Origin of the sequence: Acidisarcina polymorpha (assembly GCF_003330725.1) — a bacterium.
In the GTDB taxonomy this organism is placed as follows: domain Bacteria; phylum Acidobacteriota; class Terriglobia; order Terriglobales; family Acidobacteriaceae; genus Acidisarcina; species Acidisarcina polymorpha.
The window spans coordinates 5,887,544-5,903,441 of the sequence record NZ_CP030840.1; the positions used below are offsets into that span (position 1 = coordinate 5,887,544).

The 15,898-nt window shown below is 54.4% G+C and carries 13 protein-coding genes and 1 pseudogene; 6 read left to right on the plus strand and 8 right to left on the minus strand.

Annotation, left to right across the window (positions count from 1 at the left end; genetic code table 11):
- Positions 1 to 162: 162 nt before the first annotated feature.
- Positions 163 to 465: pseudogene (locus ACPOL_RS36555) on the plus strand (winged helix-turn-helix domain-containing protein); the annotation flags it as partial.
- A gap of 252 nt (positions 466 to 717) precedes the next feature.
- Positions 718 to 2,145, plus strand: a complete 1,428-nt coding sequence (locus tag ACPOL_RS25110) for a tetratricopeptide repeat protein (protein WP_236657013.1) — start codon at positions 718 to 720, stop codon at positions 2,143 to 2,145.
- A 337-nt stretch (positions 2,146 to 2,482) separates the two neighbouring features.
- Here ACPOL_RS25110 and ACPOL_RS25115 read toward each other — a convergent pair whose 3' ends face one another.
- The 5 genes from ACPOL_RS25115 to ACPOL_RS25135 all read right to left on the minus strand — a co-directional run bounded on the left by ACPOL_RS25115 (position 2,483) and on the right by ACPOL_RS25135 (position 7,962).
- Positions 2,483 to 3,253: a cytochrome P450 gene (locus tag ACPOL_RS25115; RefSeq protein WP_236657014.1), complete on the minus strand. Its 771-nt coding sequence runs from the start codon at positions 3,251 to 3,253 to the stop codon at positions 2,483 to 2,485.
- Between the two features lie 324 nt (positions 3,254 to 3,577).
- Positions 3,578 to 4,342: a heme-binding domain-containing protein gene (locus ACPOL_RS25120; RefSeq protein ID WP_236657015.1), complete on the minus strand. Its 765-nt coding sequence runs from the start codon at positions 4,340 to 4,342 to the stop codon at positions 3,578 to 3,580.
- Positions 4,339 to 5,349, minus strand: a complete 1,011-nt coding sequence (locus ACPOL_RS25125; protein ID WP_114209485.1) for a metallophosphoesterase family protein — start codon at positions 5,347 to 5,349, stop codon at positions 4,339 to 4,341. Before ACPOL_RS25125 ends, ACPOL_RS25120 begins: the two co-directional genes overlap by 4 nt.
- A gap of 547 nt (positions 5,350 to 5,896) precedes the next feature.
- Positions 5,897 to 6,160 (minus strand): hypothetical protein, encoded by a 264-nt coding sequence (locus ACPOL_RS25130; protein ID WP_114209486.1) that lies wholly within the window; start codon positions 6,158 to 6,160, stop codon positions 5,897 to 5,899.
- Between the two features lie 161 nt (positions 6,161 to 6,321).
- The gene (locus ACPOL_RS25135) at positions 6,322 to 7,962 is read right to left on the minus strand and encodes a hypothetical protein (RefSeq protein WP_236657016.1); all 1,641 of its coding nucleotides are present in this window, start codon (positions 7,960 to 7,962) and stop codon (positions 6,322 to 6,324) included.
- A gap of 649 nt (positions 7,963 to 8,611) precedes the next feature.
- Here ACPOL_RS25135 and ACPOL_RS25140 point away from each other — a divergent pair.
- Together ACPOL_RS25140 and ACPOL_RS25145 are read left to right on the plus strand one after the other, a co-directional pair.
- Complete coding sequence (locus ACPOL_RS25140) at positions 8,612 to 9,283, plus strand: terpene synthase family protein (RefSeq protein WP_414633391.1); 672 nt, start codon at positions 8,612 to 8,614, stop codon at positions 9,281 to 9,283.
- Positions 9,284 to 9,324: 41 nt separating this feature from the next.
- Positions 9,325 to 10,722 carry a cytochrome P450 gene (locus ACPOL_RS25145; RefSeq protein ID WP_236657018.1) on the plus strand — a complete coding sequence of 466 codons (1,398 nt, stop codon included), beginning with the start codon at positions 9,325 to 9,327 and terminating at the stop codon, positions 10,720 to 10,722.
- A 190-nt stretch (positions 10,723 to 10,912) separates the two neighbouring features.
- Here ACPOL_RS25145 and ACPOL_RS25150 read toward each other — a convergent pair whose 3' ends face one another.
- Positions 10,913 to 11,776 (minus strand): hypothetical protein, encoded by an 864-nt coding sequence (locus ACPOL_RS25150; protein WP_114209489.1) that lies wholly within the window; start codon positions 11,774 to 11,776, stop codon positions 10,913 to 10,915.
- A gap of 344 nt (positions 11,777 to 12,120) precedes the next feature.
- Here ACPOL_RS25150 and ACPOL_RS25155 point away from each other — a divergent pair, with 344 nt between their 5' ends.
- Positions 12,121 to 13,827 (plus strand): S41 family peptidase, encoded by a 1,707-nt coding sequence (locus ACPOL_RS25155; protein WP_161557558.1) that lies wholly within the window; start codon positions 12,121 to 12,123, stop codon positions 13,825 to 13,827.
- Positions 13,828 to 13,949: 122 nt separating this feature from the next.
- On the opposite strand, the gene ACPOL_RS25160 is transcribed toward ACPOL_RS25155, so the two are convergent.
- A complete protein-coding gene (locus ACPOL_RS25160; protein ID WP_114209491.1) occupies positions 13,950 to 14,144 on the minus strand; it encodes a hypothetical protein in 195 nt (64 codons plus the stop codon).
- A 405-nt stretch (positions 14,145 to 14,549) separates the two neighbouring features.
- Complete coding sequence (locus ACPOL_RS25165; RefSeq protein ID WP_114209492.1) at positions 14,550 to 15,095, minus strand: carboxymuconolactone decarboxylase family protein; 546 nt, start codon at positions 15,093 to 15,095, stop codon at positions 14,550 to 14,552.
- A gap of 152 nt (positions 15,096 to 15,247) precedes the next feature.
- On the opposite strand from ACPOL_RS25165, the gene ACPOL_RS25170 reads away from it, so the two are divergent.
- Positions 15,248 to 15,808: a TetR/AcrR family transcriptional regulator gene (locus tag ACPOL_RS25170; protein ID WP_114209493.1), complete on the plus strand. Its 561-nt coding sequence runs from the start codon at positions 15,248 to 15,250 to the stop codon at positions 15,806 to 15,808.
- Positions 15,809 to 15,898: the final 90 nt, after the last annotated feature.

Below are 15,898 nucleotides of genomic sequence, written 5' to 3' on the forward strand. Positions count from 1 at the left end.
TGCCTGTCAAATGGCTCATTGTTAAGGCAGTTACCTCTGAACATATCCTTGGCAACGGTTTGCTGGCGTGGCTGTGTAGGGGATAGGGGCGGAGACTTCTCCTTGCATATTTACGAAACCTCGACTTGTCAAAGTGATAAACTCAGCAGGAAAAGCACCAATATGGAACCATCGCGGCAACACTTCCTCGTGCGGTTCGGTACCTTTGAGTTTTCTCTACAGTCGGGCGAGGTGCGGAGAGCGGGTGTCAGAATCAGGGTCCAACAGCAGCCGCTCAAACTGCTGGAGGTCTTGTTGGAACATCCCGGAGAGCTCGTCACCAGGGAGGAACTTCGCAGCCGGGTCTGGCCGACCGAGAGCTTTGGCGATGCCGACCAGGCGGTTAACATAGCTATCGCGAAACTTCGGAGCGCTTTAGGGGACTCCGCTGAAAATCCGCGATATATCGAGACTCTCCCGAGGCGCGGGTATCGTTTCATCGCGGACGTCTCTTTCGTCGACGGGGATGGCAGGAGACGAACGCCGGAACTAGCATCCACGGATGCGTCTGCTGAATCCGAGATCGGGTATCAGCATAACGGCAACGGGGTAGCCGTTCTGCCCATAAGTGAACCCTCGCCTCAGCTTCAAAGCGCTGAGTTGTCTGTCCCACCCAGGACCCGACGGCCACCGACCAGTCGAGTGCTCATAGCGCTCGCGGCCGCACTGAGTTTGACGATGCTTGCCGTCTTGTTCTTCCTTTCCCGCTACCATAAGCCCGCAGTCATACGGTCTTTGGCGGTGCTCCCGCTAGAGAATCTGTCTGGTGATGCCGCACAGAACTACTTTTCTGATGGGATGACAGACGAGTTGATCACTGACCTGGCGCAGATCAGTGCTTTACGGGTAATCTCCCGCACCTCAACAATGGGATACAAGGGTTCTCATAAGTCGCTGCCCCAAATCGCTCGTGAGTTGAACGTGGACGCGGTAGTAGAAGGCAGCGTGGTTCGTGCCGGCGACCATATTCGCATCACAGCGCAGTTGATCGACGCCTCTACTGACAAGCACATCTGGTCGCAAAGCTATGAGAGTGAGTTGCGAGACACCTTAGCGCTACAGGACCGGGTCGCAAGAGCCATTGCCGAGCAAATTCAAATCAGCTTAACACCGCGCGAAAAAGTTGAGCTGACTAGCGCAACGGTTGTCAATCCGCAAGCTTACGAGTCTTATCTCAAAGGCCGATACTTTTGGAGTAAGCGCACAGCAGAAGGTTTAGAGGCTGCCCTTCATTATTTTAATCAGGCGATCGCAGAAGATCCGAACGATGCTAGGGCCTATTCCGGATTAGCCGACACTTATGCCTTGCTGGGGGACTGGCAATATGCAGTGATGACCCCTAAAGAAGCCTATCCTAAAGCCAAGGCCGCAGCGTTCAAAGCTGTGAATCTGGACAACACGCTCGGGGAAGCACACAACTCGCTTGCATTTGTGCTGGACGGCTTTGACTGGAATTTCGATTCCAGCGGAAAGCAATTCCAACAGGCCATTGAGCTCAATCCGGGATACGCAACTGCTCACCATTGGTTTGCTTGGCACCTGGCTCTGTTGGGCCAGTATGACCAGGCGATTGCCGAAATGAATAAGGCGAGAAGCTTGGATCCGTTATCTCTCATTATTAACTCGGATTTGGCAGAGCTTCTTGTCCTTTCACACTCTTATGACAAAGCGATAGAACAAAGCCATAAGACAATCGATCTGGACCCCAACTTTGCTATGGCACATAATCAGTTAGGCCAGGCGTACCTTCAAAAACACATGTCGGACCAAGCAATCGAAGAACTGCAAAAAGCGGTTGAGCTTTCTGGAGGTAGCCCGACGTGCATCGCTAATCTCGCTCGAGCATATAGTTTATCCGGCAAGAGGAACGAAGCGATAAAGCTGCTGAACGACCTGAAGGGTAGTTCGACGGCCCGGTATTCGTATGCTTCGGAGATTGCCGCCATTTATGTGTCGCTCGGAAATGTGGATGAAGCAATGAATTGGCTTGAAAAAGGCTACCTGGAACGATTTAACCCTGGTGTGCTGATACGGCCGGCGTTCGATCCCATCCGTTCGGAGCCGCGCTTTCAACACCTTGTGCAGCGCGTTGGCTTGCCCGGTTGAGTGACCATTACACCATTTAGGTGGGATGGATGCTGAAGCGAGAGCATCTGCTCCATTTTTCATAGTCATGCAGTAGCTTCCGTCATGCGCTTAAAGCCGCGCCGCGCGGGCGGCGATGGTGCATCGCTCGTGCCACGTCCACATGTTCAGTGGAGGGCATGACGTACGATTTCTTTCGCGCATTCAAATGAGTCGGAGCTGGGAAGGTTGGTACAAGCAGAAGGCGAGGCTTCTGAGGGTAAGGCGGGTCTTGAATTCTTCAAAGTCTGGTAGAAATGGAACCCAGGACGCTCCTAGGTTTCTCATACAAGACGGCTAACACCTGTCCATCGTCTTCTCAAATGCGAGCCTCATCCTGCGGAGCTCTCGGCAAGCGAACCCACAAAGACCTTGGGAAGCGAAAACCCGAACCGCCCTGCCACTCGACCGGGGAGACTAGAGTTGGCGCCCCAAACCGTTCCAGCAGGGGACGGGTAATCGTGGCAGCCGCCATGCGAATCAAGCCGGCTGCTACGCATGAGTGTGAGCCCGACCCTAGAGTGAAATGTGCTCCTTCATTTCGATGGATATCGACCTGATTAGGTTGGGGAAAACGGTCGGGATCGCGGTTTGCGGCGATGATCCTCAGGATGACCTGCTCCCCCTTACGAATTAAGCAACCATTCAGATCGATATCCGCCGTAGCTATTCTTGTGACGGTGCGGGCAAGCCCAGAGTATCGCAGCAACTCCTCTATAGCTTGCTCTATAAGTGCGGGTTGTTGATGCAGTTCGGTCCATTGCAGCGGATATTGGATTAGAGCGAACCAGGCATTTCCCAACAGACAAGGCAGGGTTTGTGAGAGAGCGACGAATCCGGAGCTATCTAGGCGCTCGGGGCTGGAGGGAATGTACCTTCGTATCTCTGCGTTGGCGGCCTTGGCAGAGGCGCGCAGAGCGTGGTCGTAAGGCTCGGCGGCAGCGGCTGAAACGTGTCGGGCGCCTTCATAGAGACGGGCGCCATCGTCCCGGGAGATTCCGGTCGTCATCGCTGCTAAAGAGAGACAAAGCGGCCGTGCGTAATCATCCATCAGATCGACTGGTTTTTCGGTTGATAAACCGTCGGCCACCTCATAGACCTCGCGATTTAATTTATCTCTCCACCTCCTTAATGGCACTGGGGAAAGTGACTCTAGGGCTTCTACTCGTATCCTTGCTCGCTCGCGATCGTCCGGCAGCTCAATCGTTTTCCCCAGACGAGGGCTACTCAGCACAAGACTCGATGTACGAAAGGCTGCGAGAACATCAGAGTACTTGCTGAGAACCCATGCGTTCAGCAGGGGATCGAAATAAGCAGCTTCGGTCTCGGGCGAAGATGGACAGTCGAGTTGATCCTGGCTCCAGCTCGGTATAAGTGGATTGCTTGGTTTTATCGGCATCGCGCAGCCTTGCTTTCATTGTTTAAAGTAGGCGATCAGATCCCGCCGCTCCTCAGCCTTGGGTACATAGAAGTCCATCTTGGCATCCGGTATTACCGAATCTGGACCGCTCAACCACTTATCCAGAGTGGCTTCGTTCCAGGTCAGTCCCGAATTCTTCAATCCTTGGGAGTAGTCAAACCCCGGCACGGTTCCGGCCTTTCTTCCATAAACTCCAGCCAGTTTTGGCCCCTCCTCATTGATCTCCATGGAGTGGCAACCTGTGCAGCGCTTGTCGAATACCATCTTGCCCCGTGTAGCATTCCCAGCCCCAGTCAGCGTCGCCTCGGTGTTACCTGCATTCTTGCCTAACTTCGATAACGCTTCCACGTCAGCCTGGGTAAGCTTGGCGCCCCAGTGAAGTGCCAGGTATTGAAGCGGCGGCATGTCCCCACTCTTTGCCTCACTGCTGATCTTGGCAAACAGCACTTGCTGCTGCTCCACCGACAACAACTCCCATCGAGAGAGATCCATGTGCTTGTGCGCCTCGACGACATCTCGTTCGATCAGCCAGGATCCCGGAGCAACGCGGGCGTAGACTGGCCAATGCGTTTCACTCGAGTGGCAATCCGCGCATTTACTCACCAGCACCCCCTTTGCAGCAGGCGACAGGTTGGCGCCCTCGAGCAGCCTGCCCCGTCCTTGCGCCTCCTCTACATGAGGATTGCCAAACGGATGGACATACCCCAGGCCCGTCATCGAGGCTACGAGAAGCGCCGCAACCAACCAGACGCGCCTCACACCGCCTCCGCCAGCGAAGAGTCGACAACCGCGAGGTGATTATGTCCACGAACGACGTTGACATTAGTTACCCCAAGTACGCTCTCTAGCTTGCCAGCGGGAACTGCCATGGGACCTGGGCCCGCCGCAGTTCCTGGCGCAGGCTGCGGGAATGCCGTCGACATAGCCGTATGAAAGCTGACATTGCCCTCGACCTTCTGCACGATCTGATGTATGTGGCCGTTCAAGACCGTGACCGATCCAAAACGCTTCATGTAGCCCAGCGCGGTCGCCCCATCTTGCGTCCCCCAACCCCATTTCTGATAAACCATCCACAGCGGGATGTGGGCAAACACCACTACCGGTGTCGAGGCGCTGAGCCCGCCTAAATCGGATTTCAGCCAATCCAACTGGTCTGGGCCCAGGTTGCCCATTGCATCCACCTGGACACAATTGTTCAACCCCACAAAGTGGACTCCCTTGTAGTCATGGCTGTACCAGCCGCTTCCCAGCGTCCCTTTGCCAAACCGCTGCTTGTACTGTTCGCCATCGTCAAGCGAGAAATCATGTTCTCCAGGCACATAAAATACCTGCCCCACCTTTGCGTCCTTGATTACCTCTGCGGCGGTATCGAACTCCGCTGGCTTTGAGCTTTGAGTAATATCGCCGGTATGAATCATGAACTCAGGTCGCTTCGCCCCCGCGTGCCCGGCGTTGATCTTATCGATAGCGATTTTCAGCGTGTTGGTCACATTCTGATTAGCCGCTTTATTGAAGCCAATATGACTGTCGCTGATCTGCACAAAGGAGAAATCCTCAACTATATTTTTCTTGGCTGTGCTCGTAGAGTCCGCCAACACCTTCGAAGTCGGTACGCCTGCAACCATCGACCAGATCAGCCCCGTACCTGCCCACGCCATGCACTGCAGAAAGTTGCGCCGGTCGATGCCATCTTCTGCCACGACCAGTTCATTTGTCTGGAGCGCCGTCTCTGCCTGGTTCTCGTGCTTTCCATCGTTTTTCTTCATCGTTAATACCTCTGTGTCAGATAACTGGTTCCTCCTCTTTTTATTCTTGGCAATAGCAAAAATCCGATCGATTGATCTGCCTCCTCTCGCTCTAGAGCAGTGATGTTCCCCGACTGAGTGCTCAGGATGACGAGGACATTCACCTTCCTTGAGCTTTATTCTTCCTGATGGTGTTGGGCTGGAGCTTCTTCTTCTGCAAGAGAAACATCTGGGAACGTCGCAGATGCTCCGGACCTAACGTGCGGGGCAAGCGGTGGAAGTGCTCAGCAAGCTGCCGGAACCGCACCGAAATAGGTGGGAATGGTCGATGGCGAATAGTTACGCCATTGGAAGCACGCGCCGACGAAGCGGGCTCACGGGAAGATTCTCCTGTGAACATCACGCTAGTCGCACGACGCTATTTTGCACCAGAGCCCTCAAAACATGGTTGACGTTGGAGACCAGGCCGACAATCGTCCATTGCACATCTGCAGGATGCGATCCGTGTGTGCCGTTTGTTGTTTACCCGTGTATGAGTTCCCGCAGCTCGATGCTTTCAAAATGGAGCTTAGGAGACGGCTTCTGCTGCGTCACTCTCGGAGCCTGCTGCATAATATCGAACATCGCAAGCGTGAGAGAGCGAAGCAGTGGCTCGTCCCAAGTCCGGCAAGAGGTGCAAGAGCTCACCGATCGAGGAACTGACAAACAACATCACGATGATCGCCGAAGCCGTCACAGTTGCCGTAGCGTGCGGGCTGAACACGGGCAGCAGCAGCAGAGCGGAGAAGAACATCAGCCCGCCAAGGCTCGTGACCAACGCGAACTGGCCCATTCTGCCACGAGCTGGGCTGTCTTTCCTGTGTGCCTCAATACCGCTGTCTCAAGATAATGCTGGGGTTGAGACCTCATTGTGATCGTTGCACAAACGTTCGTTTATGCAACGATATGCTATCGGCTTCTTGGATGGACACATAGGCACAACAATGCGTGAGGCTAGCCTGCCGAGTTCTTCGGCTGATGCAAATACGCACTTGCGCGAGTGATTTCCGGGCGCTGTGACGTCCGTCCACCATTGGTGACTTGTAGGAGTTGGCCGTAGAGGCGGCGAGCCTCGTCCCTTTGGCCAGCGTCTGCTGCGGCTTCGGCCGCACCTGCGAGTCCGTTGAAACGGTTAGGACTCAGCTTCAAATCCGTCTTGTACTCAGCCAGCGCCTTTGCAAGGTGCCCCTCTGCACGCAACATGTCTGCGTACATTTCACGCGCTGGTATATCAACTTCAGCCTGTCCTACCCGATCTTGTTCATCAGCAGAAGCGGAGAGTTGCGCAAGAGCTTCGGCATCGCGGTGATGCGCATAATTCTGCCATGCCTGCATAGTCAAAAACGTTGCATGGATCTCTGCTGAAATCGGCGATCCCTCAGCTTCGACGGCCTTATAGATCGATTGCGCGCTCGCCACAGCCCGATCGGCTGCGCCGGGATCCCGTAAGTGGCCGGCGGCAATCGCTTGTGCCCAAAGAAGAAAATAACGCGACGAGACAAGGGGATGGGGTGGTTCAGCAATTGCAATAATGTCTTTCCACTCGTGGCGCTCCAGATGATAAATGGAAGGGAATTCCACCTGCATGTACGAGGTGTACATGTACATCCCATCGTTCTGGATGCCGGGGATCACTGCAAGATGTTGAATCAGCGGATTGGTATCTTCGTAGATCTTTCGTGCACGCGCATCATCGCCGTCCTGCAGATAGGCATAAAGCAGGAACTCATACGCGTGCATCTCATGGGCGACTCCGTCGAGGTGCTCTTTGGCCGCCAGTTCCGAAGCGTTGACCGAGTCGAGATTGGCCGCGATATCTTCCTGCCACATACCTAGCCGTGCGAAAATGTGGCCGGGCATGTGAAGGGCATGGGCCGAGGCAGGTGCAATGGCTGCGTACTTCTCAGCTGCGGGCAGGGCTTCTCGGGCAAGCTGAGGGTTGTCGCAGGTATGGATAATGTAGTGCGCAAAGCCGGGGTGGTCGGGGTGAGCCTCAAAGCCAGGCATGAGTACGGCCAAGGCCTTTCGATCGGCTGCGATAGGATCTTTCGGGTCTAGAGATGCGGCTGCGGAGAGACCGAGACCGTAAAACGCTAAGGCTTCAACATCGCTGGGATAGGCCCTGTGCAGATCGCCCATCACATCTGCATATGTGCTGACCGCCGCGATGTTTTGTCCAGGGTCGGAGTGCAGGTAACCGCGTAGTGCGGCGATGTAGCGGAGCTCGCGGTCGGTCTTGGGGTGAAGCGCCGCTGCATTGTCGATCTCCGCGATCCCTGCCTTGCGCCTGTCATCCGGCATGCCGTCCCAGAAGGGGCGCCATTCGGTCATGGCGAGACCCCACTGCGCCATGGCGCATGAGGGATCGGCGTGGGCTACGGAAGCAAATTGCTTGCGAGCTTCTTCGTACCAGAAGGAGTGAAGCATAGCGACGCCACGTTCAAATGGGACCTGAACAGAAGCACTGCATGAGATAGGGAAGTGCACCGTGCCGAGTTTTACGAGAGCTTCTGGCGGAACGCCCTCACCGCCATTATGGTGGTGCTGCTGTGCTACCGAAACAGAAGCGATTCCAGCAATGCAAAAGTGCATCATAAGTCGTTTTAAGGTCATGCGATGAGTATAAAGTTCATCGAACAAATACTCCACTCAATGACGAGGCGCCGCCGCGCGAGAACAATTCCTCAGCACTCGTCCCTAATATCTATCATTATGGCGGAATAAATCGAGACCTTAGAAGTTTAAGGATACAGGTTGTTAGTTCATCTTCTTGACCTGAGATGCCCCGAGCACGCGCAAAGGAAAACGACAATTGGCGCAGGCTGCAGCTCTCAAAGCTGCTGCGGAGTTCTCGAAATCGGTCGGTATGGACGAGTCGCTCCATGAAGCAGGCTGCGCAATACGAACACTCGACAAACACGCTTGACTAACGAAAACGATGCTATCGCCAATTCAGTTCTTCAGCAGACCACTTGACACGACCACAATGCCGTTCAACCCCAACTCCAAAGAAGCAAAACTTGAAATTGATAACTGGATTCATACTAGCCAACTAGGACTAAGTCCTGATATCCACAATTCCCTAATGCGCGCGAGATTCGAGCGCTTCGCTGCATATACGTTGCCTTTTGCTGATGTTTCACATCTGAAACTTCATGCTTTATGGCTATGCTGGACACATCTCTTCGATGATCCCTTCGATGAGGGACAGCTATGACAGCAACCTGGTCTCGCCCGGGCAGTAATTACACGGCTGACAAATGCACTCTATGGTATTAAATCTGATGATTTGCGACCAATCGATAGAGCGGTTCTTAGTCTCTTCGAGCGGAGCTGCGCTGGACGGTCCCCGTCGTGGCAAACACGTTTCCGTCGTCACGTCGCTGAATACATTCAGATGTATCTCGTCGAAGCTGAAGCGTTTGGAACAGGCAGCGGAACGCTTCCATCGCTTAACGCTTATCTACCGCACCGAGTAAGCGGAGGTGGCGCCGAAATATGCTTAGACTTTATTGAAGTCGTCATCGATGCAGAGCTCCCTGCGCAGGTACTTGCTTTACCCGCCTACCTGAACTTTCGGGAAGCCATGGTCTTAGTTATATCGCTTGCCAATGACATTCTTGGGTATGAGAGAGATCTTCGCGTTGGCTATCGCATGAACCTGGTTCAGGTTTTATATCAGGAGCGGAGCTATAACAGGGGCTACGCTCTATTCGAGAGCGGACTCATTTTTCAGTCATACGTTTTGCGAGTCGAGGAGCAGGAACAATTGTTATTGAAGCAAATGAAGGAAGCACGGATCACTTCGAAAGAGCAGAATCTTGTCACTGAAATAATCGACCAATATAAGATTTGGATCTATGGATATTGCGCCTGGGCTTGCGACAATCCTCGGTTCAGTTCTGTGGAGGTGTGACTGTGAGATGCCCCTTCGACGGCACGTCTGAATCAATCGTGATGGACGAGGCTCTACCAAGAGTTGTTCCTCCAGCTAAAACCCCAGGTCTCTTTGCATTGCTGCGGCTGTCAGCGCGCAATCCGATTGAAGTGTGGCCGCGCGAAGTATATGAAGAAGATCTATTTCATCTTCCTGGGCCGGCTGGGGGATTAATTTTTCTGTCGGCCCCTGAACTCGTGCAAGAAGCTTTAGTCAGCTCCGTCAATGCTTTCGGACGCTCGAAGGAATTTCTTGATACCATACGCCCCCTTGTAGGCAACTCGATCGTGGCGTCCGACGGGCCGCGCTGGAGATTCCAGCGTTCGTTTTGTGCTCCTCTCTTCCGTCCCGAGCAGATAGACAAATTCAGCCAGGGGATGTTGGATGCCAGTGTCGAAGCAGCCGAACGGTTGATTGCTTCAAGTGAACACAAACCTATCTCTCTTCTGGCCGAAATGATGCATTTGTCTCTCACATCGATTGCGAAGACGATGCTCTCCGATCAGGCCATGCTGAACTCAGAGAGGGTAATCGGCGCGATATCGAATTATCTGAAAGAGGTGCCGAAAGCCGCACTCTATAGTACTTTGGGGCTTCCGAAGTGGATCCTTAGGCCTGGGAAGAAAAGCCAACTGCGCGCCCGCGATTTCCTCCATATCGAGATGAAACGCATAATCGATGAGCGCAAAGCCAGAGGTCTGGAGACGGGTAGATGTCCAGACGATCTGCTCGACCTACTGCTTTCTGCAGAGAAACAAGCGGAATGTGGAGCCTTCGGCGAGAAGGACGTATTGCACAATCTTCTAACGTTTGTTGCAGCTGGATATGAAACGACCGGTGTGGCAATGGCGTGGACTATCTACCTTGTCAGTCTTCATCCGGAGACAGAAAATCTTATTCTTGCTGAGCTTGACGAAGTGACCAGAGGAGAACCAATTAAGCCATGCCATCTTAATCGTCTTGTGTACCTTAGACAGGTTGTTTCTGAATCTCTTCGCCTGTACCCGCCTATTGCGGCGATGGCTAGGCGAGTTGTCGAACCAGTGACTATTGGAGGAAACAGACTCGATAAGAATACAACCGTGATGATATCTCCCTATGTAATTCACCGTCACCGAAAGCTATGGGATTATCCCGACCACTTCAATCCCGACAACTTCTCACCCAGCCGCGCCGCAGGTCGTCATCGGTACGCATATCTACCATTCGGCGCCGGGCAACGTATCTGTATCGGTATGAGTTTTGCCATGACAGAAATGTTGATCGCCGTGGGAACACTGGTTCGAACGTTGCGTTTCAGCTCTACGGCAATCCGCCCTCCCAACCTCCAATTACGTATTGCGCTGCATCCATCTGATGGGCTTCCTATGAGAGCGACTCGGCGAGGGCAGGTAAACCATGATCTAAAGGCAGATTAACTCTGCGGCAGATGAAGCGGCTCTGTTGTTTTGTGCGCGGTTAGCTGTGGAGTGGTGTGAACAAAGCATGGATCGTGAAGGCGTCGAACACCTTGTTGACAAAGCGCCGCTCGTCCTTTGCGTGGGGCTGCAGGTGAGGTCACGTAGACATGCGTATTAGACGTGCTCTCCAGATCGACGATGGCACGCCCTAATAGGCCTTTCTTGATCCGTCCGTCCAACGGGAACGCTCTGCGGCTTCATCTTGCCCGCCCTTCCAATCGATCTGTCCAAGGGCCTCGTCGCATGACTGGGCCAACCGGCCTCGAATGCTGCAGCTTGAAAACTGTGTAGACTTCGTGGGGAGTCTAGCGAGGATATGAGGGTACGGCCGAGGATTCGACAGATCCTTAAGTCCTTGTAAATCAGACAGCAGCGATGGATCTTTTACCGCCTCGTTCGTCTTGAGATGTATAAAGTGCCGCGAGAAGCCGGTCCAGCGGTCTACCTCCATCAGCTGGTCGGTGATCTTGACGTGCGACAGCATACTGCTGAGGGCATCCCGAAGAGCTTCGCCTTCCTTCGGAACGCCGTTCTCAAGCGGACTGATCTTGGGTCCCGCACTGTTCAACTCCGCGTTGCGCAATTGATCCTCGCGGGCGAGAGCATCGGTGTGGTCGAGAGCACTCCGGAGCAGAGACATTCGCTGCTCGATATATGCCGCCCCTATCGTAGGGACAGCGACATGTAGCTGGCCTTGCGTAAGCCTGCGATCTAACTCCGGGTGCGGCATCAGGTAGTCCTCGAAGTCGCGAAACTGGCGAGAACCAGCTAGCAATACATCGCCGGAGCGCGAGGAATTCTTCAACTCAGCCATGACACAGAGTTCATAAAAGCGCCGGTCTATGGCTTCAGGACCGAGCACATAGGCTTCCCGCCGCCTCCGAAGGAAGCCCAAAGGTGCGTTCTGGGGCACTTTCCTCAACCCGCCCCACTTCATTTCCCGTAGCAATTCAATCGCTTCGATCAACTCGCGGGCAACCGGAGCAGGCCGGAGTTGAAGAGTCTCGATCAACGCAGGACCGTAGCGCCTGAGCTGACGGTAGTGTTCTCCGACAAGTGAGAGCGCATCGAAGTCCTAATCCCGAGCGAGCTCGGCTGCCTCTTTTACGCTGGCAGAAAATATCCCCGTGCGTTCGCAGAACAGGGCAAAGCCATCAACGAGAAGGTTCGGCTTTGCGCAAAGGTCGGGGCGGCGCTGGTCGATGCCGGTGAGCAAGGCCGCGACCCATTCGCGGATGCGATCGTATCCTGAAGAATAATCCCGAGCCAGAGGCCGGTTTCATGGTTATGGATCGACACATAGCCTGCCTACAACCTGCAGACCGCAGTCGGGGGCACCTCAAGAAAGGGAAGTTTATGTACGCTAAGCTCCACGCTATACCGCACTATTCTCAAACCCACCGTCTGAAAGGAACCTTCATCGCTATGTTGCGCACTTGTTCGCTCGCCTTGGTTTGTCTCTTTACTTTGCCCACCCTTGGCCAGGAAGCCACTTCTGCGACGGCCAACCTGATGAAACAAGCTGAGGCCGCGTACGAGGCAAAACATTTCAGGGAAAGTGCAGGCTTTTACATTCGCGCTCTTCCGCTCGTTCAAGATAATGATCGTGCAGGCGTCGAGTACAACCTCGCGTGCTCGCAAGCTCTCGCAGGGGACCGAGCGTCTGCTTTCGACTCCCTCGATCATGCTGTCGAAGATGGCTACACTGACCGCAAAGATACCGAAGCCGATAAGGACCTCGTCTCACTCCACACCGACCCACGGTGGCAGCCGCTGCTTGAGCGGATGACCAACTTCACCGCGCAGCAAGATGCACGTTGGGGTGATGCCGCGTTCGCTACCCCAAACGCAACCAATATCGCTGATGTGGATAAGCTCGCGGGGCTCGCCGAGCTTTGGGCCCAAGCCAAGTTCGGTTTTGCCAACTTCTGGCACGTTCCGCAGCTTAATTGGGACCAGACCTACCGCGACTTCATTCCAAAGGTTCTGGCTACTCGCTCGACGGAAGACTACTATCGCGTTCTTCAGAGCTTCTACGCTCTGCTTCAGGATGGCCATTCCAATGTGTACTCACCTGAATTGATCGAAGGTAAGCTCAGCCGCTTACCACTCCGCACTCGGCTGGTAGATGGCCACCTGCTCGTCATTGGTTCTCGCGATCCTTCCGCAAACCTGCAGGGTCTTCATGCCGGCGACGAGATCATCACGATCAACTCTGAACCGGCCACTAGCTGGGCTGAGCGCAACGTGGCACCCTTTGTGAGCGCCTCGAGTTCTCAAGATCGCAACACCCGCACCTACGAGTACGTGCCCTTTCTCGCGCCGATCGGGACTACCTTCACCCTCGGTGTCGAAACGACTTCGGGAAAACAGAGCACACACGTCTTCGAAGTTATGAAGAGTGCTTCGCAACACAGTCCCCTTTTCGACCTAAAGTTCCTTCCCGGCAATATCGCCTACGTAGCATTAAACGGCTTTGACGATAATACTGCCGCGAAAGAGTGGGACAAACACTGGCCCCAGATCAGCAAAGCCGACTCGCTTATTCTTGATTTGCGCAAAAATGGCGGCGGCAGCGACGCGGTGGGAGCCCATATCATGGCCACCCTCATAGACAAGACCGCGCTGGGCGAGTTGTCGCGATCCACCCGGTGGATTGCCACCTATCGTGCCTGGGGAAACGCCGAGACTCCCTTACGTTTTCCCGTCGGTACTGTAGAGCCAGATCCTGCGCGCCACTTTTCTGGTCCTACCGTTCTGCTCATCAGTCCCCGGACCTACTCTGCCGGGGAAGACATGGTCGTCGTCTTCGCTCAGGCACATCGAGGCAAGACCATCGGTGAACCCACCGGTGGTAGCACCGGCCAGCCTCTTATGTTCAAACTACCCGGCGGCGGCGGCGCTCGCGTCTGTACCAAACACGACAGTTTTGCCGACGACCGCGAGTTTGTTGGTGTTGGTATCCAGCCTGATATCCCGGCTCATTCGACACGCTCTGACATTATCGCTGGTCGCGATTCCGTTCTCGAAACAGCCATCCATTCGCTTCAGACAAAGCCCTAACAGGGTCTCAAAACGTCTCTACCTAAAGCCCTCCGCTGCTTGCCTCGGAGCTTAGCGTACATAAATTTCCCTTTCTTGAGGTGCCTCCGACTGCGGTCTGCAGGTTGTAGGCATGCTGTGTGTCAACCCATAACCATGAAACCGGTCTCTGGCTCGGGATTATTCTTCAGCTTATCCAGCGCTGCCTGCACAGTGGAGCGGTCGAACTCCGGCGTCTGCTCGTCATCCATCTTCTCCATGCTGTCGAGATAACGCTGAAGCTGGAACCGCTCGCGCACTGTGTCGATGCTGACCAGGGCGTGAAACCTGCTCCCCATCGCTGACGAAGCCGCGGATCAGGAGACCGTAGCGCCGCGTATTGGTTATCAGAATGCTTCTCAGTTCAATCGCAGTATCATCGTCTTTTTGGTCGTTCCCCGGGATCGTGATTGCACCTCATTCGAATCAACTTATCTGACTCGCAATGACAGGGCTATGACCATACGCCTGGGGAAGGTGAACGTTCCAACAGACCACATCCCCACGTCGGTCTCTAGTCAGCAACCGGATCTCGCAGAATCGCGCTCGGTGAGTTCCGTAACAGGCTCGTAACCTCAGCCTATCCTCCGCCAGGTTCAGCCAGCGTTCGAGGATGTACTAAAATGACACCCGGCCCGACATCACACCTGGCCCGGGTAACGCCCGGAGCAACGATAGTCTGTTGCTCCAGTAACGATCCGGTTCTAGGCAATCTCCGCATAAGAGATCTGGGGGAAGTCGATCTCTACTTCGGTCGCCACGTTGAAGTAGTTGGTGAAAACGTTGAGAGCAACATGCGCGATGATCTCTGCAATCTCACCTTCTGAGAACCCTGCGTTGCTGACCTCCCCAAGGTCGGCATCGGTGACCTGCCCCTTGGTTTCCAGAACCCGTTTTGCAAAGGTGAGTGCCGCCGTCGTCTTCGGGTTGCTGCCGTTGCCCCCGCGGCTGGCAACGATCTGCTGTTGATCGAGGCCGACCATCTTGCCGATTGCGGTGTGCGCGGAAAGGCAGTAGTCGCAGTGGTTCTCCTGCGCTGTCACCAGAGCGAGTTGCTCTCTGATCTTTGCGTCAAGGAGGCCGCGGCCAAGTGCTCCGCTGAAAGCAAGGTACGATTCCAGCACGGCAGGGGAAGTGGCCATGACCCGCGTCATATTCGGGACAAGGCCAAGCTTGCCCTTCACGGCGTCGAGTAGTTCTTTGGTTTTTCCAGTAGCGGTGGAAGGATCAACAGCGTGCAGACGAGACATATTCTTTCTCCTTGAGTTTAGTCGGCCATTGAGGGCCAGGGTTCTAATCCCACAATAAGATTACCGAACGTTCGGTTAAGATTCGAAAAGTTTGCTACTTTTAAAAGAATCTTTACCGACTGATCGGCATATATTGGAGGTGAGGTCAATCCATGGCGCACCGCACCATCAGTGACGAGGATTTACTGGCAATCGCGCTGGATTTGTTCCGGACCTACGGGTTCGAGGGAGTAAGCCTGAAGCGACTTGCGGATGCTACTGGACTGGAAAAGGCGAGCCTTTACTACCGCTATCCTGATGGCAAGGACGAGATTGCAATGGCCATCGCCCGAAATGCTGTCGCCTGGTTTCAGGCGAATGTCTTTGAACCGCTCACCAGCACTAGCCCTGTGCGGAAACGCGTGTCCTTCGTCGCTGAAAGGTTGAAGGAGTTCTACTCAGGAGGTTCTAAGGCCTGCTTGATGGATGTACTCTCGATCCCCGGGGGCTCAGAAGAACTGCAACTCGCTCTTCGGGGAGCGATGCAAGCCTGGGTAAGCGCTTTTGCGCTGATTGCTAAAGAGAGTGGGTTTGGGATAGCGGCCGCTCGTTCAAAAGCGGAGGAGGCCATCATTCGGATCGAAGGCTCCTTGGTTGTCGCCAGGGTGCTTGGAGATACTACAGGCTTCGAACGGGTGCTCAAATCTCTGCCGGATCTGTTAACAGGAGCGTAAGGAACCTTAAACTAGCTTTCTTCAAAGATCATTCACTGACGACACAGTCGGCTTTGTCGGACTGATCTGTTCTTCAACGAGTGAATTCGT

Excerpts from the sequence above, each read along its gene's own strand:
- ACPOL_RS25110 (WP_236657013.1), top strand. The coding sequence starts at position 718 with ATGCTTGCCGTCTTGTTCTTCCTTTCCCGCTACCATAAGCCCGCAGTC.
- ACPOL_RS25125 (WP_114209485.1), bottom strand. The coding sequence starts at position 5,349 with ATGAAGAAAAACGATGGAAAGCACGAGAACCAGGCAGAGACGGCGCTC.
- ACPOL_RS25130 (WP_114209486.1), bottom strand. The coding sequence starts at position 6,160 with ATGGGCCAGTTCGCGTTGGTCACGAGCCTTGGCGGGCTGATGTTCTTC.
- ACPOL_RS25135 (WP_236657016.1), bottom strand. The coding sequence starts at position 7,962 with ATGATGCACTTTTGCATTGCTGGAATCGCTTCTGTTTCGGTAGCACAG.
- ACPOL_RS25145 (WP_236657018.1), top strand. The coding sequence starts at position 9,325 with ATGGACGAGGCTCTACCAAGAGTTGTTCCTCCAGCTAAAACCCCAGGT.
- ACPOL_RS25155 (WP_161557558.1), top strand. The coding sequence starts at position 12,121 with ATGTACGCTAAGCTCCACGCTATACCGCACTATTCTCAAACCCACCGT.
- ACPOL_RS25160 (WP_114209491.1), bottom strand. The coding sequence starts at position 14,144 with ATGGGGAGCAGGTTTCACGCCCTGGTCAGCATCGACACAGTGCGCGAG.
- ACPOL_RS25165 (WP_114209492.1), bottom strand. The coding sequence starts at position 15,095 with ATGTCTCGTCTGCACGCTGTTGATCCTTCCACCGCTACTGGAAAAACC.
- ACPOL_RS25170 (WP_114209493.1), top strand. The coding sequence starts at position 15,248 with ATGGCGCACCGCACCATCAGTGACGAGGATTTACTGGCAATCGCGCTG.